Source organism: Pseudomonas sp. TWI929, from assembly GCF_039673335.1.
Lineage (GTDB): Bacteria > Pseudomonadota > Gammaproteobacteria > Pseudomonadales > Pseudomonadaceae > Aquipseudomonas.
In genome coordinates, this window is sequence record NZ_JBDJLK010000009.1 from 57,764 (window position 1) to 78,418 (window position 20,655).

The 20,655-nt window shown below is 63.0% G+C and carries 19 protein-coding genes and 1 riboswitch; of the genes, 14 read left to right on the forward strand and 5 right to left on the reverse strand.

Translation table 11 applies throughout. The features are described from left to right. The first annotated feature begins 11 nt into the window (after positions 1 to 11). Positions 12 to 551, forward strand: a complete 540-nt coding sequence (locus ABE456_RS06655) for a DUF2058 domain-containing protein (protein ID WP_346643217.1) — start codon at positions 12 to 14, stop codon at positions 549 to 551. Between the two features lie 46 nt (positions 552 to 597). Here the strand turns inward: ABE456_RS06655 and ABE456_RS06660 are convergent, their stop codons facing one another. The 4 genes from ABE456_RS06660 to purM form a co-directional block, all read right to left on the reverse strand. After that, positions 598 to 780, reverse strand: a complete 183-nt coding sequence (locus ABE456_RS06660; protein WP_346643218.1) for a hypothetical protein — start codon at positions 778 to 780, stop codon at positions 598 to 600. A gap of 340 nt (positions 781 to 1,120) precedes the next feature. Then, entirely contained in the window at positions 1,121 to 1,831 is a 711-nt protein-coding gene (locus ABE456_RS06665; protein ID WP_346643219.1) for a DUF3108 domain-containing protein, read from the reverse strand. A gap of 8 nt (positions 1,832 to 1,839) precedes the next feature. Then, complete coding sequence (gene purN, locus ABE456_RS06670; RefSeq protein WP_346643220.1) at positions 1,840 to 2,493, reverse strand: phosphoribosylglycinamide formyltransferase; 654 nt, start codon at positions 2,491 to 2,493, stop codon at positions 1,840 to 1,842. Then, positions 2,493 to 3,551 (reverse strand): phosphoribosylformylglycinamidine cyclo-ligase, encoded by a 1,059-nt coding sequence (gene purM, locus ABE456_RS06675; protein WP_003252437.1) that lies wholly within the window; start codon positions 3,549 to 3,551, stop codon positions 2,493 to 2,495. The genes purN and purM overlap by 1 nt, the downstream gene beginning before the upstream one ends. 356 nt (positions 3,552 to 3,907) lie before the next feature. Here purM and ABE456_RS06680 point away from each other — a divergent pair, with 356 nt between their 5' ends. The 7 genes from ABE456_RS06680 (at position 3,908) to ABE456_RS06710 (ending at position 13,667) form a co-directional block, all read left to right on the forward strand. After that, on the forward strand, positions 3,908 to 4,975 hold the full coding sequence (locus tag ABE456_RS06680) for a DUF2066 domain-containing protein (protein ID WP_346643221.1): 1,068 nt from the start codon (positions 3,908 to 3,910) through the stop codon (positions 4,973 to 4,975). A 12-nt stretch (positions 4,976 to 4,987) separates the two neighbouring features. Further along, entirely contained in the window at positions 4,988 to 6,061 is a 1,074-nt protein-coding gene (locus ABE456_RS06685) for an AI-2E family transporter (RefSeq protein WP_346643222.1), read from the forward strand. 173 nt (positions 6,062 to 6,234) lie between these two features. Beyond that, positions 6,235 to 6,942 (forward strand): DnaA regulatory inactivator Hda, encoded by a 708-nt coding sequence (gene hda, locus ABE456_RS06690; RefSeq protein ID WP_003252443.1) that lies wholly within the window; start codon positions 6,235 to 6,237, stop codon positions 6,940 to 6,942. A 127-nt stretch (positions 6,943 to 7,069) separates the two neighbouring features. Beyond that, positions 7,070 to 7,723: an NlpC/P60 family protein gene (locus ABE456_RS06695; RefSeq protein WP_346643223.1), complete on the forward strand. Its 654-nt coding sequence runs from the start codon at positions 7,070 to 7,072 to the stop codon at positions 7,721 to 7,723. A gap of 139 nt (positions 7,724 to 7,862) precedes the next feature. Continuing rightward, positions 7,863 to 8,396 carry a C40 family peptidase gene (locus ABE456_RS06700; protein ID WP_346643224.1) on the forward strand — a complete coding sequence of 178 codons (534 nt, stop codon included), beginning with the start codon at positions 7,863 to 7,865 and terminating at the stop codon, positions 8,394 to 8,396. A 45-nt stretch (positions 8,397 to 8,441) separates the two neighbouring features. Beyond that, positions 8,442 to 11,039 (forward strand): DUF6543 domain-containing protein, encoded by a 2,598-nt coding sequence (locus ABE456_RS06705; RefSeq protein WP_346643225.1) that lies wholly within the window; start codon positions 8,442 to 8,444, stop codon positions 11,037 to 11,039. A gap of 105 nt (positions 11,040 to 11,144) precedes the next feature. Continuing rightward, positions 11,145 to 13,667, forward strand: a complete 2,523-nt coding sequence (locus ABE456_RS06710) for a DUF6543 domain-containing protein (protein ID WP_346643253.1) — start codon at positions 11,145 to 11,147, stop codon at positions 13,665 to 13,667. 20 nt (positions 13,668 to 13,687) lie between these two features. Here the strand turns inward: ABE456_RS06710 and ABE456_RS06715 are convergent, their stop codons facing one another. Further along, a complete protein-coding gene (locus tag ABE456_RS06715; protein WP_346643226.1) occupies positions 13,688 to 14,266 on the reverse strand; it encodes a hypothetical protein in 579 nt (192 codons plus the stop codon). Between the two features lie 158 nt (positions 14,267 to 14,424). Continuing rightward, a riboswitch (cobalamin riboswitch) is annotated at positions 14,425 to 14,643 on the forward strand. 120 nt (positions 14,644 to 14,763) lie between these two features. Here ABE456_RS06715 and cobO point away from each other — a divergent pair. From cobO to ABE456_RS06745, 6 genes are read left to right on the forward strand one after another with little or no spacing between them, the layout of a single operon-like run. Further along, positions 14,764 to 15,375 carry a cob(I)yrinic acid a,c-diamide adenosyltransferase gene (gene cobO / locus ABE456_RS06720; protein ID WP_172225412.1) on the forward strand — a complete coding sequence of 204 codons (612 nt, stop codon included), beginning with the start codon at positions 14,764 to 14,766 and terminating at the stop codon, positions 15,373 to 15,375. Then, positions 15,372 to 16,667, forward strand: a complete 1,296-nt coding sequence (locus tag ABE456_RS06725; protein WP_346643227.1) for a cobyrinate a,c-diamide synthase — start codon at positions 15,372 to 15,374, stop codon at positions 16,665 to 16,667. Before cobO ends, ABE456_RS06725 begins: the two co-directional genes overlap by 4 nt. After that, positions 16,664 to 17,314 (forward strand): 5,6-dimethylbenzimidazole synthase, encoded by a 651-nt coding sequence (gene bluB, locus ABE456_RS06730; RefSeq protein ID WP_346643228.1) that lies wholly within the window; start codon positions 16,664 to 16,666, stop codon positions 17,312 to 17,314. Before ABE456_RS06725 ends, bluB begins: the two co-directional genes overlap by 4 nt. Next, positions 17,311 to 18,219: an adenosylcobinamide-phosphate synthase CbiB gene (cbiB, locus tag ABE456_RS06735; protein ID WP_346643229.1), complete on the forward strand. Its 909-nt coding sequence runs from the start codon at positions 17,311 to 17,313 to the stop codon at positions 18,217 to 18,219. Before bluB ends, cbiB begins: the two co-directional genes overlap by 4 nt. Next, complete coding sequence (cobD, locus tag ABE456_RS06740; protein WP_346643230.1) at positions 18,212 to 19,204, forward strand: threonine-phosphate decarboxylase CobD; 993 nt, start codon at positions 18,212 to 18,214, stop codon at positions 19,202 to 19,204. The genes cbiB and cobD overlap by 8 nt, the downstream gene beginning before the upstream one ends. Further along, positions 19,201 to 20,655, forward strand: a complete 1,455-nt coding sequence (locus ABE456_RS06745; protein ID WP_346643231.1) for a cobyric acid synthase — start codon at positions 19,201 to 19,203, stop codon at positions 20,653 to 20,655. The genes cobD and ABE456_RS06745 overlap by 4 nt, the downstream gene beginning before the upstream one ends.

The window sequence follows — 20,655 nt, forward strand, 5'->3', positions numbered from 1 at the left end:
AGTGAACATTCATGAGCCTTTCCCTACGCGACCAATTGCTCAAAGCCGGTCTGGTCAACCAGAAACAGGTCTCGCAGACCAACAAAGCTGAAAAGAAACAGAAGCGCATGGAGCACAAAGGCCAGGTCGAAGTCGACGACAGCCAGCAGCGCATGGCCAAGGAAGCCATGGCCGAAAAGGCCAAGCGCGACCAGGAGCTGAACCGCCAGCAGCAGGAAAAGGCCGAGCAGAAGGCCCGTGCCGCGCAGATCAAGCAACTGATCGAAGCCACCCGCTTGCCGAAGCTGAGCACCGAGGATTACTACAACTTCGTTGACGACAAGAAGGTCAAGCGCATTGCCGTCAACGCCCTGATGCGTACCAAGCTGAGCAATGGTGCATTGGCCGTCGTGGCGCACGCCGGCGGTTACGAGGTTATCCCGCGTGAAGCGGCAGTGAAGATCCAGGAACGCGACCCCAGCCGTATCCTGTTGCTCAACACCCATGTCGAGGAAGCGGACGAGGACGATCCTTACGCGGCCTACAAGATCCCTGATGATCTGATGTGGTAAACACGAAAAACCCCGCCTTGGCGGGGTTTTCTATTTGCAGGCTGGGTCACTGCGTGGTGCGCTGGTTTTCCAGCTCTTCGAGCTCTACGCGGTACTGGTGCGCTTCGTCTTCGTTGTGGAACATACCCACCAATTGGCCTTGTTGGTGCACATCCCAGATCCGCACGCCAGCGGCCAGGCCTTCGTGGGACATTCTCGATTCGTCGCGTTCGGTTACTTGGACAGTCATCGGTAAACTCCACTTCTTCAGATGGCTGCGACACTGTGTCGCACACCCCTTTTATAGAGTTTGTTAGCAGGCTAAGTAAATAAAACGGGCATGAAACAAGTTTCATGAACAGCTCCTGGGCCTGCTGACGCGGCTTTTTATAGGAGCGGCCTTGTGTCGCGATGGGCCGCAGAGCGGCCCCGGCAACCTTGAGACAGGGCAGAAATCCTGGGGCCGCTGCGCGCCCCATCGCGACACAAGGCCGCTCCTACAGGAGTTCGCGCAGGTCAGGCATGAACGGAGGCGGCACAAAAAAGCCCCGCACAAGGCGGGGCTTTCGGTTGCTGCTGGCAGTGCTGGCTCAGTTACCCTTCACCGGCTTGCCATCGACCGTGCCATCCTGCAGCACGATCACATACTCCTTACCATCGGTCTCGACCTGGCGCAGTTGCACCAGCAGGTAGTCCCAGCTCTTGGCGAACCACAGCTCGGTGATGCGCTTGCTCTGGCTTGGGTCGCGCACGCGCTCGACCTTTACCGCATCGATCTGGCCGGTTTTGGTCGTGACCTTTTCGGTGCCCAGCACGCGGAAGTCGTAGGTGTCGATCTCGTCACCGTCGACCACCTGGTAGGTCATGCTCTTCTTACCGGCGGCCACGTCATGCTGCAGGGCCAGTTGGTAGGACGACTTGTCCAGTACACCGCGGTTCAGTGGCAGGCTGACCGCATCACCACGGTCGCTACCGGTAACTTTCTTGGCGTTCCAGTCGAAGTTCAGGTCGACCTTCTTGGCCTTGCCCAGGCCACCGCGCTCGAAGTGGTACTTCTGCGGCAGCAGGGTGTCGTTTTCCATGCGCAGGGTGCTTTGCTCGGTCAAGCTGGCGATCATCATGGAGGCCTTGAAATTAAGGTCCCAGGTACCGTTGGCATTTTTGACCAGGCTGCGCTCGGCAGTACCACTCATGGGCAGCTGCTTCCAGTCAGCGGTATAGCTGGCCGCGAATGGCTTCAGATCAGCTGCCTGGAGGGGCAGGGCGAGCACGGCGAGAGCCAAGAGCAGGGCGCGACGCATAATTTCTCCTAGGATCGAATCAAATGACCGCTGGCCGGCAGGGGCTGGCCATCTAGTAATGCACCCTGTTCGCCAAGACGCAAGCGCCCTTCTGCGAACCAGCGCACTGCTAACGGGTAGATCAGGTGTTCCTGGCGGTGTACCCGCTGGGCCAGGCTGTCGATGGTGTCGTCAGATGGCACCGGTACTACAGCCTGTACGACCAGTGGGCCGCCATCGAGTTCCTCAGTTACGAAGTGCACGCTGCAGCCATGCTCGACGTCGCCTGCCTCCAGTGCCCGGCGGTGGGTATGCAGGCCCTTGTATTTGGGCAGCAGCGACGGGTGGATGTTGAGCAGGCGGCCCTGATAGTGGCGCACGAAGTCGCCACTGAGGATGCGCATGAAGCCGGCCAGCACCACCAGGTCCGGGGTGAAGCCGTCGATGCGCGCCATCAGCGCGGCATCGAAGGCTTCACGGCCGTCGAACTGGGTGTGGTCGAGCACGACGCTGTCGATGCCGGCCGCCGCGGCGCGTTGCAGGCCGTAGGCATCGGCGCGGTTGGAAACCACCGCACGGATGCGCACGGGGCTGTCCTGGCCTTGGCAGCTGTCGATCAGGGCTTGCAGGTTGCTGCCGGAGCCCGACAGCAGTACCACTACATTGCAGGTCTTGCTTGGCATCAGTGTGCCTTGAGGTTCTGCAGCTCGACCTGGGCGGCGCCTTCGGCGGCTTCGGCGATGTGGCCGATGACCCATGGCTGTTCACCGGCGGCGCGCAGTTCGTTCAGGGCGGCTTCGACCTGGTCCTGGGCCACGCAGATGACCATGCCCACGCCGCAGTTCAGGACGCGGTGCATTTCGTGCTCGTCGACGTTGCCTTTTTCCTGCAGGAAGTCGAACACCGCCGGGCGCTGCCAGCTGGCCACGTCAACCACGGCCTGGGCGTTTTTCGGCAGTACGCGCGGGATGTTGTCCAGCAGGCCACCACCGGTGATGTGGGCCATGGCCTTGACTGCGCCGGTGTTCTTGATCAGCTGCAGCAGCGGCTTGACGTAGATGCGGGTTGGCGCCATCAGCAGGTCGGTCAGCGGCTTGCCGTCCAGCTGGGTGTTCTCGATGTCGGTAGCGGACACTTCGAGGATCTTGCGGATCAGCGAGTAGCCGTTGGAGTGCGGGCCCGAGGATGGCAGGGCGATCAGCGCGTCGCCAGTGGCAACCTTGGAGCCGTCGATGATTTCGGCCTTTTCCACCACGCCGACGCAGAAGCCAGCCAGGTCGTAGTCTTCGCCTTCGTACATGCCAGGCATTTCGGCGGTTTCACCACCAACCAGCGAGCAGCCGGCCAGTTCGCAACCGGCACCGATGCCGGTGACCACGGTAGCGGCCACGTCAACGTTCAGTTTGCCGGTGGCGTAGTAGTCGAGGAAGAACAGCGGCTCGGCACCGCACACCACCAGGTCGTTGACGCACATGGCGACCAGGTCCTGGCCGATGCTGTCGTGCTTGTTCAGGTTCAGCGCCAGGCGCAGCTTGGTGCCGACGCCGTCGGTGCCAGAGACCAGCACCGGCTGTTTGTAGCCGGCCGGGATCTCGCAGAGGGCGCCGAAGCCGCCCAGGCCACCCATGACTTCAGGGCGTGCGGTGCGTTTTGCCACGCCCTTGATGCGTTCGACCAGTGCTTCGCCGGCGTCGATGTCTACACCGGCGTCCTTGTAGCTCAGGGAGGGTTGCTTGCTCATTGATCCAGGCCTTTAGGAGGGAGGGATTCTTAAAAACGACCATGGCGGCCAAGGCCGGCTGGAAAGCGGCGGCTGCCTGAAACGTCAGTGGTCTGTGAAGGCGCGCGATTTTATCAGGGTTGTCGGGCAGCGGCCATCCTCAGGCCGACGGGCAGGGCATGAAATTGGGTAAATAGTTGAGGTATCGGCCTTCAGAGGTTTGGCGCTTGATCTCCCAGGCGCTGAACCTCCCACGACGAACACCTGTCAGACCCCACGCATATCTCCCGCAACCAATCTTTCACCCCTCGCGACTGGTGACCTTGTGCCCCCGTGTATAAGGTATAGGCATTGCGGTAAATGGACAGGAATCCTCCATGCGTTTTTTCAATATTCTGGCAGTCGGTTGCCTGGCCCTGATCTCGGCCACAGCCCAGGCTGAAAATGTCTCCGGCCTTTACCAGGTGCGCGAGCCGGTCGCAGGGCAGGGCGCCGAAGCCCGTGCTGCGGCGACCGCCAAGGCCCTCGACACCTTGGTGCTGCGCCTGACCGGTGACCCCAAGGCGGCGCAAAGCCCGGCACTGGCCGAGCTGCGCAAGGACCCGCAGCAAATCATCAACCAGGTGGGCACTGAAGCCGGCCCGCCCGAGTCGGTGCTGGTGGAGTTCGACCCTGGCAGTACCGAGCGGGCCTTGCGCAAGGCCGGCCTGGCCTTGTGGGGTAGCAACCGCCCCTCGATCCTTGGCTGGTGGCTGAGCGACGGCGCCGAAGGCAGCAACCTGGTAGGCGATGGCCAGGCCAGCGCCCAACCCCTGCGCCGTGCTGCCCAGCACCGTGGCTTGCCGTTGCGCCTGCCGCTGGCAGACTTGCAGGAGCAGCTGGTGGCCAATGCCAAGCAGGTCGAAAGCAGCGACCCGGCACCACTGCGCCAGGCCGCCGAGCGCTATGGCGCCGATGCCTTGCTGGCGGTGCACGCCCAAGAGGCCGACGGCAAGTGGCAGGGCAAGTGGCAGCTGTGGTTGGGCGACCAGCGCGAGCAAGGCAGTGCCGAGGGCGCCGACCAGGCCGCCTTGGCCGACGCGGTGATGCTTGCGGTCAGTAGCCGCCTGGCGCCGCGCTATGTCACCCGCCCGGGCGCCAGCAGCCAACTGCAGTTGCAGGTGCAGGGGATGAACCTGCAGCGTTACGCCGAACTGGCCCGCGTGCTCGAACCTTATGGCTCACGCCTGCAGATGGCCGAAGGCACTACCCTGACCTACGGGGTAACGGCCAACCGCGAACAGCTGCGTGCCCAGCTTGGCCTGGCCAAACTGCAGGAAGTGCCGGTAGAGCAGGCGCCTGTGGTGGCTGCCACCCCGGCCCCGGCAGCCAGTGCCGGAGCGGGGCAGCCAGCGCTGGCCCAGCCTGCGCCCAAGCCGTTCGACGGCCTGCGTTTTCGCTGGTAAGGGGAGCACACTGTGACCGACATGCGTCGCTGGATATGGCTGGGTGCTGCCCTGCTGATCGCCGTGCTGCTCTATAGCTTGCACAACATTCTTACCCCGTTCCTGGTCGGTATCCTGCTGGCTTACCTGGCCGACCCGCTGGTCGACCGCCTCGAACGCATGGGGCTGTCGCGTACCTGGGGTGTGGTGGTGGTGTTCGGCCTGTTCAGCCTGGTGCTGCTGGCATTACTGCTGGTGCTGGTGCCAATGCTGGCCAAGCAGCTGGTGCGCCTGTACGAGCTGGCGCCGCAGATGCTCGACTGGCTCGAGCATGTGGCGCTGCCATGGGTGCAGGGGCGCATGGGCCTGGCTGATGGCTTCTGGAAGTTCGACAAGATCAAGACCGCCATTGGCGCGCACATGGGCCAGACCACCGACATTGTCGGCATGCTGCTGTCCCATGCCACCGCTTCGAGCCTGGCGTTGATGGCCTGGCTGGCCAACATGGTGCTGATCCCGGTGGTGGGTTTCTATCTGCTGCGTGACTGGGATCTGATGATGGGCAAGCTGCGTGGCCTGCTGCCGCGTCAGCGTGAGCCGCAAGTGATGGGCCTGGCGGGCGAATGCCATGAAGTGCTGGGGGCATTCGTGCGCGGGCAGCTGCTGGTGATGGTGGCGCTTGGCATCATCTATTCGGCCGGGCTGATGCTGGTGGGGCTGGAGCTTGGCCTGCTGATTGGCATGATCGCCGGGCTGGCGGCCATCGTGCCGTACATGGGCTTCATCATTGGTATTGGTGCGGCCTTGGTGGCCGGCCTGTTCCAGTTCGGTGGCGACCTGTACCCGATGCTGGGCATCGTCGCGGTGTTCATGGTCGGGCAGGCACTTGAAGGCATGGTGCTGACCCCGCTGCTGGTGGGCGACCGCATCGGCCTGCACCCGGTAGCGGTGATCTTCGCCATCCTGGCAGGTGGTGAGCTGTTCGGCTTTACCGGGGTGCTGCTGGCGCTGCCGGTGGCGGCAGTGATCATGGTGCTGTTGCGGCATGTGCATGACCTGTACAAGGAATCGGACATGTATGCCGGGGATGTCGACCCGGAGCTGTAACCCCTGGGCCGCGTTGCGGCCCCCTGTAGGAGCGTATTTCAGGTGTTTAGCGCGCAACCTGTTGATTTTGCTTGTGCTATCCGTTGTCGAGATTGTGCGCCCCGCGTTGCGGGTATAGACTTTGCACATTGTTCACCAAAGGCCCCCTGCGGTCGTGCCGACCGCCCGCGAGCATGAAACCACCGATCCAGTTGCCCCTGGGTGTGCGCCTGCGCGATGACGCCACCTTCATCAACTACTATCCGGGCGCCAATGCCGCGGCCTTGGGCTACGTCGAGCGGCTATGCGAAGCCGACGCCGGCTGGACCGAGAGCCTTATCTACCTGTGGGGCAAGCAGGGTGTTGGCCGTAGCCACCTGCTGCAGGCTGCCACCCACCGCTTCCAGCAACGCGGCGAACCCGCGGTCTACCTGCCATTGGCACAACTGCTCGACCGTGGCGTGGAGCTGCTCGACTACCTGGCCCAGTACGAACTGGTGTGCATCGACGACCTGCACGTGATCGCCGGCAAGGCCGACTGGGAAGAGGCCATGTTCCACCTGTTCAACCGCCTGCGTGACAGTGGCCGGCGTTTGTTGCTGGCTGCCTCGGCATCGCCGCGCGAACTGCCGATCAAGCTGCCGGACCTCAAGTCGCGGCTGACCCTCGCCCTGGTGTTCCAGATGCGTGGCCTGTCCGACGAAGACAAGCTGCGCGCCCTGCAACTGCGTGCTTCGCGCCGTGGCCTGCACCTTACCGACGAAGTCGGCCATTTCATCCTCACCCGCGGCGCACGCAGCATGAGCGCACTGTTCGACCTGCTGGAGCGCCTCGACCAGGCTTCGCTGCAGGCCCAACGCAAGCTCACCATCCCCTTCCTCAAGGAAACCCTCGGCTGGTAACCCCCTGAAAACGCTGGGCCAGAGCGGCAAAACAAAAAAGTCACATCTTTTTCGATAAAATTTGCAAATGGCCATGATAGAGGGCATAGTTTCACCCTTCTAAAGGATTACAGACACGGTCGTGCCCATGCTAAAGCGCTTCGCACCCCTCGTGCCACTCGCACTCGTGACCCTGCTTTTTGGCTGCGCGGCCCAAGGCCCAGCTTCTCATTCAGAGCTGCAGCCCCAGGATCACACCCCGATCGCCGCACAGTCGGCGTTCAAGGCCAAAGCCTCGTCCTCGTCGGTATTCGGCGAGCCGGAAGAGCTGGCCACTGAAGATGACCTGGAGGCCTTCTCCAGCAACAGCAAGCCTTACCAGCTGCCGGTCCTGGCTGACAGCATTCTCGAGCGCGGCATGTCGTTGATCGGCACCCGCTACCGCTTCGGTGGTACCTCGGAAAAGTCCGGCTTCGACTGCAGTGGTTTCATCGGCTACCTGTTCCGCGAAGAGGCGGGCGTGACCCTGCCACGCTCGACGCGTGAAATGATCAACGTCGATGCCCCGAAAGTGGCGCGCAACAAGCTCAAGCCTGGTGACCTGCTGTTCTTCAGCACCAATGGCCGTGGCCGCGTCAGCCATGCAGGCATCTACCTGGGTGACAACCAGTTCATCCACTCCAGCAGCCGCCGCAGCGGTGGCGTGCGCATCGACAGCCTCGGTGACCGCTACTGGAGCAAGACCTTCATCGAAGCCAAGCGTGCCTTGGCCATGGCGCCGACCAATATCGCGCGCAACTGATATCAAAATGATGTACCCTGCCACGGCGGCGATGCTTTGAAAAAAGCTCGCCGCCGTGCGCATTTACAGAAAGCGTCTAATCTAAATTCTCAACTCTTTTCGGCTGCAGCCCGGCGGTCTCAGACAGGATGTTCTGGCCATGGTAAAAGTGGCGCGCTTTGCATTTATCTCCCTGGCGGCCCTGCTGGCTGCCTGCTCCAGCCGTGCCCCTGCGCCGGCCACTGTGGTACAGCCGCAGATCACCTATAGCCAGCCCAGCCCCTCGCCAATTGCTGATGACGTGTTGATGCGTGCCATCGGCCTGGTGGGCACACCTTACCGTTGGGGCGGCAATACGCCGGACTCCGGCTTCGACTGCAGCGGCCTGATCAAGTACGTGTACCGTGATGCTGCGGGCATCAGCCTGCCGCGCTCGACGCGGGAGATGATTGTCATGCGCGCGCCCACGGTGGATGCCAGCTCGCTGCAGTCCGGTGACCTGGTGTTCTTCGCCACCAGTGGTGGTTCGCAAGTCAGCCACGCCGGTATCTACGTAGGAGAAGGGCGCTTCGTGCATGCCCCCTCCACAGGCGGGACCGTACGCCTGGACTACCTGTCCAATAGCTACTGGGCCAAGGCCTACCTGCAGGCCAAGCGGGTGATCCCGCAAGGGCACCTCGCACAGAACCCCTGATTTCTGCCTCGCTCAGGCAGCATCCCGCTACCGCGCATTGCCCTGTTGAACAAAGAAGATGGTCGCTCGATCCATCTTCTTCTGGAAAGGGCAATGACCTCCATAAAAGATCGCGTCAACCGCAGCCTCGATACACTCGATGCCGGCCGCCCTCTGGTGTGGCTGGTGTATGACATCATTCGCGAATACCCAGACCCTTTCACTTTGGCCAACCAGCTTGCCGCTGCGATTTTGCGCAAGCACACCGGGCGGGCCATGTCGCCGCGGTTTATCTGGTGGCACCAGTTCGAGAGCGCCAGCAGCAGTGCGCGTACCTTCACCGGCTGGCAGCACCACGGGCGGCCATTGAATTCGATGCGCCTCGCGGAGTTGATCATCCGGCGCTTCGATTCGCACTTTCAAGATGCACCAGACGACCTTGACCTGAATGGCGGCTTCTATAGGCAAGGACCCCACGCCAACAGTTTCGATGAGCGAAACGAAGTGCGGATGCTGGGCAGCAAGGTGCAAGAGGATTTATGGGCACTGGATTTTGCCCAGGCCTATCGTGACCAGATCAATGGTTTCTGGCGTAAGCACAGAGCGCATTACCAAGTGCTGGGCAAGGTCAATGTCCTTGGACAGGGGCGCCGGGCTCTGGACGCTGGGCTTATCAACCGGGCCGACTGGGGGCGCTTACGGGCCCTGGTTGCCAGTGATCTGGCCGAGGGAGATTTGCCGACACTGGCCATTCTTCAGCGCAGCAGCAATGCGAACCCGTTTGTCATCAGTCGCTATGCGCTGGATGAAAGCGACAGGGGCTGCATCTATAGCTTGGCAGCGGATGACGGGCGGACACTTTTGTACCTGCCATGGTCGGAGAAGGCATTTCAGGGCTTCGAGTCGGAGCAGGGAATGGCTGGCTGGCTTCGGCAGCAGCTGGGCAATGCCAGCGTGATGGAGGCATTTGCCAGTGCCGCTCATGCCGATCAGCGGAATGCTGAGCGGGCGCGAAGCATACGTACCCACTTGCGCAGTATTGCCGATAGCCAGACAGACCAGGCGGCTGAAGCGTTGCTGGATTACATGAAGCGGCCTTTGCAGGACGATTTCTTCGCCTATCTGAGTGATCAGGTGGCCCATGAAATGCGCATCAGCGCAGCGGCAATGACCAGCAATGCCGACCTGCGCAAGGCCATGTGGACCGGCTATCTGGATGCGTTCATCAAGGTGTTCGGTGGTTTTGCCCCGTTGGGTTGGCCAATGGCGTTGACGCTATTGGGTGCCAGTGTCGGCAAGGTTGGCCTGGAAGTGGATATTGCGTTGAATACCCAGGATGAGCAGGAGCGCAAGGCAGCGCTGCGCAGTGCGATGTTCGATACCCTGTTCGCCGCGTTGAACATGGCCGACCTAGGCTTTCAATCGAGCTTTGCTTTTCTCACCTATGAGGCGCCACAAAATGAAGCAGGCGCTTCGCTGGAGCATTGGCAGGTGGCATCTGCTGCCACCTTGCCAGTCGAAGGGATCGAGACCAATGCACTGTTGGAAGGAGAGCTGGCACAACATGGTCGTTTGCGTGGGGTGCGTGTCAACGATGACGGTAGTTGCTGGATTACCTTGAACGGCATGTCTTACCGAGTGCGATACAGCCACGAGCTGTCAGCCTGGTTGATCGTGAAAGCTGATAACCCATTCAGCTTCGGCCCCATTTACCCGGTGCGCCTGAATCAGAATGATGAATGGGAGCTGCTGGTACCTCCACGCTTGCTGGGAGGGGCGCCGCCACCGGTTGAAGGCATGGACAGTGTTTCGTCGCAGTTCTGGGATGCCTATACCTCGGTAAACGCAGTGGACAGCAAAGTGCTGTCGGCCAGTGCGCTGCATCGGCAGAAGGGGCTGCTTAGAAACGTGGCCATTCCCGAGTTGCCTGCAGGACATGAGCTAGATGTGGACAGCCGCGGCTTGGATTGCATCCTGCAGGGTGGTACCCCAAGTTATAGCTACCGCTACGACCGCCAGTTTTTCAATTCCCTGATCGAGTATTACACCTGTGACGAAGCAACGGTAAACGATGTATTCAGGGTTGGTTTCTATAAGTATGGCGATGAAGATGACTACTTGCTTGAACTGGCCGACAACCTGGAGTCTCTTCCCAAAAATCAGGATGTCAGCCTGTTTCGTGGCGGCCATGTATCGCGAGGTACGGGTGGGGAGCGATATCGAACGGGTCAATTGAAGGTCGGAGATGTGCTGGTAAATACTGACCTGACATCGTTTACCGAAAACCCTTACATGGTCGCAGAGTTCGCTTCGCAACGTTCTGCCCAGGCGCCGATGGATGTGCCGGGTATTTTCGATGACAGTTCCGTGGTCTTTGAATTGCCGGCCAACGCCTACCAGAGCGGTACGCCAATCAGTCCCTTTTCGCTTTACTGGGACGAAGCTGAAACGGTTTTCCTTCCGGGCAATTACTTTCGGATTGACAAGCTGCAGCAAGTCTATGGGCAGCACTACCGCTTTATTCACGTCACCCTGAGGCAAATCGAAAAACCGGCTGCCGGGCCATTTTACGACTTGCGTACCGGCCAGGTGTTCGACTTGCCCAGCTACCGGGCCCGGTTTCGCACACCAGCTTTGGCAGACCGCTTCTTCCCTCGTCAGTAACACCTCACGCCCAGACATATCTACCGCCGCCCGGGGAGGGCGGCTGGCGACCATTTCGTTTCCGGCATCCATCAGGAAACGACTATGTACGATCTGCAACAGGCAATGCAGCACAACCTTCATGTATTGGGGGTTGGCCATGAGCTGGCGCAGCTGGCACGGGATTTTGTGCGGGATTACCCCGACCCCTACCGGCTGGCCCGCACCCATGCCGGCGAAATCGTGCGCCAGCACACAAAAAAAGACTGGGACCCGGACCGTGTCTGGTGGCATCAGTTCACGGGCGCCAGTTCCAGCAGCCGCAGTTTCAATGGTTGGGCGCACAGTGGCCCGCCAATCAAGTCGCTGCGCCTGACCGAGTTGGTCGTCGAGCGTTTTGACCTGGGCTTCCAGGAGGCTACCGATGAGCTCGACCTGTACGGCGGCTTCTACCGACAGGGGCCGCGTGCCCCTTGGTTTGATGAGCGCAACGAAGTGCCGATGCTGGCGCGCGAAGTACAACGTGACTTCTGGAAACTCGATTTTGCCAAGCTCGTGCGCCAGCAGGTGAAAGACTTCTGGGCTACCCGAGCGGGCGACTTCCAAGTGTTGGCCAAGGTCAACCTTTTGGGGCAATGCGTGCGTGCGCTGCGCGACGGCACCATCACCACGGACGACGCATCTCTACTGCGAGGCTTGGTGGATACCGCTTTGAAACCGCAGGGCAGCGTGCCGAGCCTGAAACAATTGCGCCAGGCGGCCCCTCCCAGCGAAATAACCGTTAGCGCCTGCCACCCCGCAGGTGCAGGGCGGGTATGGATGTATGTGCTGGCGCTGCCCAGTGGGCGGACAGTGCTTTACCTGCCTTTCGATGAGCAGACCTTGCGCGGCTTTGATTCACAGCAAGCGATGGCGGGATGGTTCAAGGCGCAGTTGGGTACTCGGGATGGTTTGCAGCGTGTTTTGGCGGGCATCGTCACAGACCCACAGCTGACGGTGGAAACGGATGATGCAAGGGAGGCACTCCAGGCCATCGCAGGAAGCCGTAGCGAGCACGAGGCACTGGGCCTCCTGCAGCGTTCATGCCGGCCTTTCTCGGCTGATTTCTTCGGCCATCTGGGGGAGGATGCCGCGCAGAACATGCGGCACAACGCCGAGATGCTGGTGGACAACCACCGGTTGCGGGAAGGGATGTTCAACGGTTATCTCGATGTGTTGTTGCGCTTTACGTTCTATCTTGCGCCGCTGTGCCCAAGCCTGCCGCTGGCGATCCTTGGGCTGTCATTTGGCAAACTGTATGTCGACGTTGACCTGGGGCTGCATGCCCGTACCCGCGAAGGCCGCGAGGCGGCGCTGGGGGCGGCGATATTCGACAGCATTTTCGCGGCCTTGGGTATGGTTGAAGTCGACACCAGGGCTTCGAGCACGCTCAAGGCGCTGTCGTATCAGCCTCCATTTCATGAAGTAGAAGTTTCGCTGGGCGGCTGGCAAGTGGCACAAGCGCCTGAAAAGGTCTTGGTGGGCCAAGAGGCCAATGTGGTGCTGGCGGGCGAGGCGCTCGGCACTGACGAACTCAAGGGCATCCGGCTTGGCCCTTACGGTGAGTGCTGGATCGACTTGGCCGGGTTGCCTTATCGCGTGCGCTATAGCAGTGAGCTCAAGCACTGGCTGGTCGTTGACCCCGATAACCCGTTTGCCTTCGCTCCAATGCGACCGGTGCGCTTGTCAGGCAGCGGTGAGTGGGAATTGCTCGAGCCGCCACGGCTGAAGGGGGGCGCACCCGATGAAGGCTTGGCGAGTGAGCCATCGCCCTTCTGGGATGAGTACATGCGTAGCAACCAGCAACGCAGTGCTGGCATGTCCTCCGAGGCATACTTGCGGCATCGGGCGCTGTTGGACTCGGCGGATATTGCCTCGGTGCCCTATGGTGCCGACCCGTTGGTTGACGCGCAGTGGTTTGAATACGTCGAGTACGAGGGGGAGGCGCATTACACGTACCGGGAGGGTGCGCACTACAACAACAGCTTGATCGAGGTCTACACCCATGATGATTCGATCAACAATTACCTGCGCAGGGGTGAGCAAAGCGGCTCGCCGGTCAGCTACCTGAACAAGTTGGCCACCAGCATGGAGCGCCTGCCTCGGGATGCTGCTGTACCGCTGTACCGCGGCGGGCACGGTGTGCGTGGCACCAGTGGCGTGCATTTTCGCAGCGGCCGTTTCAAGGTGGGTGACACCTTGGTCAATACCGACCTCTCATCCTTTACCGAAAACCCCTACATGATGCGCAAGTTCGCTGCCGACCCGGACGACATAGCGAGCACTGGGGAGCATGGGGTGTTCGATGAAAGTTCGGTGGTGTTCGAATTGCCTGCCGGGGCGTATTCGAGTGGTGTTCCGGTCACGGCATTTTCCAATTACAAGGAAGAAGCCGAAACCTTGTTCATGCCGGGTGCCTACTTTCAGATCGAGTACATTGGCCAGATTACTGGGGCCGACTATCGCTTTGTCAACGTTCGCTTGCGCCAGGTATCCAAGCCGACGTCCGGCCCGGTGTATGACTTGCGCACTGGCGAGTTGTTTGTCAGGGAAGCCTATGTTGAACGCCTGGGCAACTCACAATTGGTCGAACGGTTTTTCCCCGCCTGAGGTTGCAGGCGGTTGGCACCTCACGCCTGTTTGATCAGCAACGCTACCCCGGGGAAGTACTGGCCTGATTCGTTGTGCAGTTTGCGGTAGGCATACGGGAAGTACCAGGCGATGACACAGGCAGTGTGCTTCTGCAAGTCATCGACCAGGTCTTGCAACTCCTCGGGGCTGGCGTGCTGGCCTGCCTTCCAAGGGGTTATGAACAGTGCCCCGGCTTTCAGTTGGCTGGGGTAGGCCACTTGGCGAGCGAGGGCAGCGGTTTGTTGGAGAGCGGGTGCCATGTCCAGCTTGGCGAGCCTTGGCCAGCGTTGGCTGATGCTCAGATGCAGCACTTCGTCAGCACTGCTGATCGACAGGTCGCAGCGCCCTTCATAATCACCTTCGTCGCGCTGTTTCTTGCCGACAAATTGTTCCAGCGCCACCAATTCAGCCTGCCAGGCCGCCGCAGCCAGTAACCCGGTGTTGGCGGCCGCGCCATGCCAGTACGGGGCTTCGGCATCGCCGGCAAACTGGTTGAAGCGGTCGATGCAGTCGATCCAGCGATCCAGCACCAGGCTGAGGAACTGCAGGTTTGCGTTGTTGATGATCTGGCCTCGCATGCTGCGCTCTCCTGTTGTGGTTGTGGTCGCGTACAGTTGAGAGTGATGGCTATGTGATATCAGTTTGGCACAGGCTGGCAAATTAGCCATTACCCACGGCCTTGCCTGTTTGTCCGTGGGGCGCCCGCTTCGATTGACGCTCCGGATGCAACCCTCTAACCTTCGCGCGTGTTTCAGGTGCCCTGCCAGCCCCGTCTGGGCAGGGTGAAACTGGGAAGCCGGTGGGCGCCAGCATGGCGCGATTCCGGCGCTGCCCCCGCAACGGTAGGTGAGTCGCGGCCGCGCAGGGCCACTGGGTGTAAGCCCGGGAAGGCGCGCAGGCCTGGGCCAAGGCCCGCTCACAAGCCCGGAGACCGGCCTGATATCTGCCAACGGCATCACGGAGGGTGATGCGCGGTGCACCGTGACGCCTTGCCACGGCCCCTGCGCGTTCTCCGTATGCCCGCCTATTACCTGTCGCCGCGCGTTGCCGTGGCGCCAGCCTGCGGAGAACCCTGATGAGCGAACCCACCGAACGCGACGAACGCCACCTGGCGCGCATGCAGCGCAAAAAGGCGATCATCGACGAACGCATCGCCAATTCCCCCAACGAATGCGGTCTGCTGCTGGTGCTGACCGGCAATGGCAAGGGCAAGAGCAGCTCGGCCTTCGGCATGCTCGCGCGCGCCCTGGGCCATGGCATGCAGTGCGGTGTGGTGCAGTTTATCAAGGGCCGCAACAGCACCGGCGAAGAGCTGTTCTTCCGCCGCTTCCCCGAACAGGTGCGTTACCACGTGATGGGCGAGGGCTTTACCTGGGAAACCCAGGACCGCCAGCGCGACATCGCCGCCGCCGAAGCCGCCTGGGCGGTGTCGCGCCAGCTGCTGCAGGACCCGAGCGTGCAGTTCGTGGTACTGGATGAGCTGAACATTGCCCTCAAGCATGGCTACCTCGACCTTGATCAGGTGCTGTCCGATATCCAGGCTCGCCCGCCAATGCAGCATGTGATCGTCACCGGCCGAGCGGCCAAACCCGAAATGATTGAGCTGGCCGATACCGTGACCGAGATGGGCATGCTCAAGCACGCCTTCCAGGCTGGCATCCGCGCACAGAAGGGCGTCGAACTGTGAGTCAATCGCGCCATTGCCCCGCGGTTCTGATCGCGGCTCCGGCCTCTGGCCAGGGCAAGACCACCGTCACCGCCGCCCTGGCCCGCCTGCACCGCAACCTCGGGCGCAAGGTGCGCGTGTTCAAGTGCGGTCCCGACTTTCTCGACCCGATGATCCTCGAGCGGGCCAGCGGCGCACCGGTGTACCAGCTGGACTTGTGGATGATCGGCGCCGAGGAGAGCCGCCGCCTGCTGTGGGAGGCGGCTGGCGAGGCTGACCTGATCCTGATCGAAGGGGTGATGGGGCTATTCGACGGCACCCCGTCTAGCGCCGACCTGGCGCGTCACTTCGGCGTGCCGGTGCTGGCGGTGATCGACGGCACGGCCATGGCCCAGACCTTCGGCGCCCTGGCCCTGGGCCTGGCGCGCTACCAGGCCGACCTGCCGTTCGCCGGCGTGCTGGCCAACCGGGTGGGCAGCCTGCGCCACGCGCAATTGCTGGAAGGCAGCCTGACCGAAGGCCTGCGCTGGTACGGCGGTTTGTCCCGCGAGCGCGGCATCGAGCTGCCCAGCCGCCACCTGGGCCTGGTGCAGGCCAGCGAGCTGAATGACCTGGATGACCGCCTGGATGCTGCTGCCGAGGCGCTTGGGGCCAGCTGTGACGCGGCCTTGCCGCCGCCAGTAACCTTTGCCGAGCCTGAGCCGCAAGCCTGTGCGGCCTCGCTGGCCGGTGTGCGCATCGGCGTGGCGCGAGACGAAGCGTTTGCCTTCACCTATGGCGCCAACCTCGACATGCTGCGCAACCTGGGTGCCCAGCTGGAATTCTTCTCGCCGCTGCATGATTGCGAGCTGCCAGTGGTAGACAGCCTGTATCTGCCGGGCGGTTATCCCGAACTGCATCACCAGGCGCTGGCCGCAAACGCGCCGATGTGCGAAGCGATCCGTGCCCATCACGCCCAGGGCAAGCCGTTGCTGGCCGAGTGCGGCGGAATGCTGTACCTGCTCGATGCCCTGACCGACGTGGCCGGCGAACGTGCCGAGCTACTCGGCCTGCTGCCAGGCGAGGCGACCATGCAGAAGCGCCTGGCGGCCCTGGCGCTGCAGGCGGTAGAGCTGCCCGAAGGCACCTTGCGCGGGCACACCTATCACCACTCGCTGACCAGCACCGCGCAGGAGCCGATTGCCCGTGGCCTTAGCCCCAACGGTGGGCGTGGCAACGAAGCGGTGTATCGCCTGGGGCGGCTGACGGCTTCCTACGTGCACTTCTACTTCCCCTCCAACCCGGATGCGGCGGCGGCGCTGTTGCGACCATGAGTGAACACGCCTATAGCGACGCCGAGCGCGCCGCGATCTACCGGGCCATCGGCGAGCGCCGTGACATGCGCCATTTCGCCGGGGGCGAGGTAGCGCCGGAACTGCTTGGCCGCCTGCTGGCCGCCGCGCACCAGGCGCCCAGCGTTGGCCTGATGCAGCCCTGGCGTTTCATTCGCATTACCCAGCGCGACCTGCGCACACGCATCCAGGCCTTGGTGGAGGCGGAGCGGGTGCGCACCGCTGAGGCGCTCGGTGAGCGTTCGGATGCCTTCATGAAGCTGAAGGTGGAGGGCATCAACGACTGTGCCGAGCTGCTGGTGGCCGCCTTGATGGACAACCGCGAGCCGCACATCTTCGGCCGCCGCACCCTGCCGGAAATGGACCTGGCCTCGCTGGCCTGCGCCATCCAGAACCTGTGGCTGGCGGCGCGTGGCGAAGGGCTGGGCATGGGCTGGGTGTCGCTGTTCGACCCGCTGGCGCTGGCGCAGTTGCTGGGCATGCCGGCCGGGGCCAAGCCGGTGGCGGTGCTGTGCCTGGGGCCGGTTACCGAGTTCTACCCGGCACCCATGCTGGTGCAGGAAAACTGGGCCGAAGAGCGGCCCTTGAGTGAAATGCTGTACGAGAACCAATGGGGAGAACGCCAATGAGCGTGGCCTTGCTGACCGTGGCCGGGGTGGCCCTGGATGCCTTGCTGGGCGAACCGCAGCGGCGCCACCCGCTGGTGGCCTTCGGCAACATGGCCAGTAGCCTGGAGCGCCGCATGAATGCAGGTGGACGCGGCTGGCGCAGCCACGGCGTGAGTGCCTGGTTCCTGGCCGTGGTACCGCTGACCCTGATGGCGTTGATTCTGTCCTGGCTGCCCTACATTGGCTGGCTGGTCGACGTGCTGGCGCTGTACTGCGCGGTGGGCCTGCGCAGCTTGGGCGAGCATGTGCTGCCGGTGGCCAACGCCTTGCGCCAGGGCGACCTGCAGGAGGCGCGGCGCCGTGTCGGTTACCTGGTCAGCCGCGAAACCCGCGAACTGGATGAACCCGCGGTGGCCCGGGCAGCCACCGAGTCGGTGCTGGAAAATGGCAGCGACGCGGTGTTCGCTGCGCTGTTCTGGTTCGTGGTGGCGGGGGCGCCGGGCGTGGTGCTGTACCGCCTGAGCAACACCCTGGACGCGATGTGGGGCTACCGCAACGAACGCTTCGAGCGCTTCGGCTGGTGTGCGGCGCGCGTTGATGATGTGCTCAACTATATTCCCGCAAGGCTGGTGGCGCTGACCTATGCGCTGCTGGGCAAGACCCGCCTGGCCCTGGCCTGCTGGCGCAAGCAGGGCCCGTTGTGGGACAGCCCCAACGCCGGGCCGGTAATGGCCGCTGGTGCTGGTGCGCTGGGGGTAGAGCTCGGTGGCCCGGCGGTGTACCACGGCGAACTGCATGAGCGGCCACGTTTGGGTGAGGGGCCGATGGCCGATGCCGACGCCATCGAGCGCGGCTGGGGCCTGGTACAGCGCGGCGTGTGGCTGTGGCTGCTGGTGATCTGCCTGGGGGCTTATATCAATGCTTGAACACGGTGGCCGCCTGCTACGTGCGGTGCGGCAATACGGTATCGCGCGTGAGCAGTGGCTCGACCTGTCCAGCGGCATCGCGCCCTGGCCGTTCCCGATTGCGCCAATTCCCGTGGACGCCTGGGCCCGCCTTCCGGAGACCGAGGACGGCCTGGAAGATGCTGCACGTGCCTATTACGGTGCCCGCCAGCTGCTGCCGGTGGCAGGTTCCCAGGCCGCGATCCAGGCCTTGCCGCTGCTGCGCGCAGCGGGCCGGGTAGGGGTGCTGACGCCGTGCTATGCCGAACACCCTTATGCCTGGCAGCGGGCGGGCCACCAGCTGGTGGAGCTGGACGAAACACAGGTCGAGACGGCGCTCGACAGCCTCGACGTACTGGTGCTGGTCAACCCCAACAACCCAACCGGCCGCAGGGTGCCGCGCGAGCGCCTGCTGGCTTGGCACGCGCGCCTGGCCACCCGCGGTGGGTGGCTGGTGGTCGATGAAGCGTTCATGGACAACACCCCGGCTGAAGGCGTGGTCGATTGTGCCGAGCGCCCTGGCTTGGTCGTACTGCGCTCGTTTGGCAAGTTCTTCGGCCTGGCCGGGGTGCGCCTGGGCTTCGTTGCTGCCGAGCGCAGCTTGCTACTGCGCCTGGCCGAGTTGCTCGGCCCGTGGACCGTCAACGGCCCGACTCGGGTGCTGGCCCAGGCCAGCCTGGCAAACCAGGCCGCCCAGCGCGCGCAGATCGAGCGCTGTGCCGCCGCCAGCCAGCGTTTGGCTGTGCTGTTGCGCAGCGCTGGCCTGGCGCCCAGTGGCGGCTGCGACCTGTTCCAGTACGTGCGCAGCGAGTGCGCTGCGCAGCTGCATGACTTTCTCGCCCGCCGCGGCATCCTGGTGCGCCTGTTCGAGCACCCGCCGGCGGTACGCCTTGGGCTGCCGGAATGCGCGGCGCATGAGCAGCGCCTGGCCCAGGCCCTGGCGGCTTATCAAAAGGAAACGGCATGACCACCCTCATGGTGCAAGGCACCACCTCCGACGCCGGCAAGAGTACGCTGGTGACCGCGCTGTGCCGCTGGCTGTTGCGCCAGGGCGTCGGCGTGGTGCCGTTCAAGCCGCAGAACATGGCGCTGAATAGCGCAGTGACTGCCGATGGTGGTGAGATCGGCAGGGCCCAGGCAGTGCAGGCCCAGGCCTGCCGGCTGGAGCCCCACACCGACATGAACCCGGTGCTGCTCAAACCCAACAGCGACACCGGCGCCCAGGTGATTATCCATGGCCGTGCCGTCACCAGCATGAACGCGGTGGCTTACCACGACTACAAGGCCATCGCCATGCAGGCAGTGTTGGCCTCGCACCAGCGCCTGAGCGCCGCTTGGCCGGTGGTCATGGTCGAAGGCGCGGGCTCGCCGGCGGAGATCAACCTGCGTGCCGGCGACATCGCCAACATGGGCTTTGCCGAAGCGGTGGACTGCCCGGTGATCCTGGTTGCCGACATCAACCGTGGCGGTGTGTTCGCCCACCTGGTCGGCACGCTCGAGTTGCTGTCGGCCAGCGAGCAGGCGCGGGTCAAGGGCTTCGTCATCAACCGCTTCCGTGGCGACATCGCGTTGCTGCAACCGGGGCTGGACTGGCTGGAGCAGCGTACCGGCAAACCGGTGCTGGGCGTGCTGCCCTATGTCACCGACCTGCACCTGGAGGCCGAAGACGGCATCGATATGCGCCAGGGTGCAAAGAGCGAACGCGTGCTCAAGGTGATCGTGCCGGTACTGCCGCGCATCAGCAACCACACCGACTTTGACCCGCTACGCCTGCACCCGCAGGTGGACCTGCAGTTCATTGGCCCGGGCCAGCCAATCCCGGCTGCCGACCTGATCATCCTGCCGGGCTCCAAGAGTGTGCGCGGTGACCTGGCACAATTGCGCGAGCGCGGTTGGGACAAGGCCATCGAGCGGCATTTGCGCTATGGCGGCAAGTTGATCGGTATCTGTGGCGGCCTGCAGATGCTCGGCCGCGAAGTGCACGACCCGCTGGGCCTGGAAGGGCCGGCCGGGTCCAGCCCTGGCCTGGGCCTGCTGGACTATGCCACGGTGCTGGAGGCCGACAAGCAGTTGTGTAATGTAACCGGGACCCTGTACCTGGAAGACGCGCCGGTTGCCGGTTACGAGATTCATGCTGGCGTCACCACCGGCCCGGCCCTGGAGCAACCCGCCGTGCAGCTTGCCGATGGCCGCTGCGATGGCGCCATCAGCGCCGACGGGCAGATTATCGCCACATACCTGCATGGCCTGTTCGAGGGCAGCCAGTCCTGTGCGGCGCTGCTGCGCTGGGCCGGCCTGGAAGATGCGCAGACCATCGATTACCAAGCCTTGCGCGAACGCGATATCGAGCGCCTGGCCGACCTGGTGGAAAAGCACCTGGACACCGCGCAGTTGCGCCAACTTTGTGGGGTGGCCTGA

Excerpts from the sequence above, each read along its gene's own strand:
- ABE456_RS06745 (WP_346643231.1), top strand. The coding sequence starts at position 19,201 with ATGACCACCCTCATGGTGCAAGGCACCACCTCCGACGCCGGCAAGAGT.
- ABE456_RS06695 (WP_346643223.1), top strand. The coding sequence starts at position 7,070 with ATGCTAAAGCGCTTCGCACCCCTCGTGCCACTCGCACTCGTGACCCTG.
- cbiB (WP_346643229.1), top strand. The coding sequence starts at position 17,311 with ATGAGCGTGGCCTTGCTGACCGTGGCCGGGGTGGCCCTGGATGCCTTG.
- ABE456_RS06660 (WP_346643218.1), bottom strand. The coding sequence starts at position 780 with ATGACTGTCCAAGTAACCGAACGCGACGAATCGAGAATGTCCCACGAA.
- bluB (WP_346643228.1), top strand. The coding sequence starts at position 16,664 with ATGAGTGAACACGCCTATAGCGACGCCGAGCGCGCCGCGATCTACCGG.
- cobO (WP_172225412.1), top strand. The coding sequence starts at position 14,764 with ATGAGCGAACCCACCGAACGCGACGAACGCCACCTGGCGCGCATGCAG.
- ABE456_RS06665 (WP_346643219.1), bottom strand. The coding sequence starts at position 1,831 with ATGCGTCGCGCCCTGCTCTTGGCTCTCGCCGTGCTCGCCCTGCCCCTC.
- ABE456_RS06710 (WP_346643253.1), top strand. The coding sequence starts at position 11,145 with ATGCAGCACAACCTTCATGTATTGGGGGTTGGCCATGAGCTGGCGCAG.
- ABE456_RS06655 (WP_346643217.1), top strand. The coding sequence starts at position 12 with ATGAGCCTTTCCCTACGCGACCAATTGCTCAAAGCCGGTCTGGTCAAC.
- hda (WP_003252443.1), top strand. The coding sequence starts at position 6,235 with ATGAAACCACCGATCCAGTTGCCCCTGGGTGTGCGCCTGCGCGATGAC.
- ABE456_RS06700 (WP_346643224.1), top strand. The coding sequence starts at position 7,863 with ATGGTAAAAGTGGCGCGCTTTGCATTTATCTCCCTGGCGGCCCTGCTG.
- cobD (WP_346643230.1), top strand. The coding sequence starts at position 18,212 with ATGCTTGAACACGGTGGCCGCCTGCTACGTGCGGTGCGGCAATACGGT.
- purN (WP_346643220.1), bottom strand. The coding sequence starts at position 2,493 with ATGCCAAGCAAGACCTGCAATGTAGTGGTACTGCTGTCGGGCTCCGGC.
- purM (WP_003252437.1), bottom strand. The coding sequence starts at position 3,551 with ATGAGCAAGCAACCCTCCCTGAGCTACAAGGACGCCGGTGTAGACATC.
- ABE456_RS06715 (WP_346643226.1), bottom strand. The coding sequence starts at position 14,266 with ATGCGAGGCCAGATCATCAACAACGCAAACCTGCAGTTCCTCAGCCTG.
- ABE456_RS06680 (WP_346643221.1), top strand. The coding sequence starts at position 3,908 with ATGCGTTTTTTCAATATTCTGGCAGTCGGTTGCCTGGCCCTGATCTCG.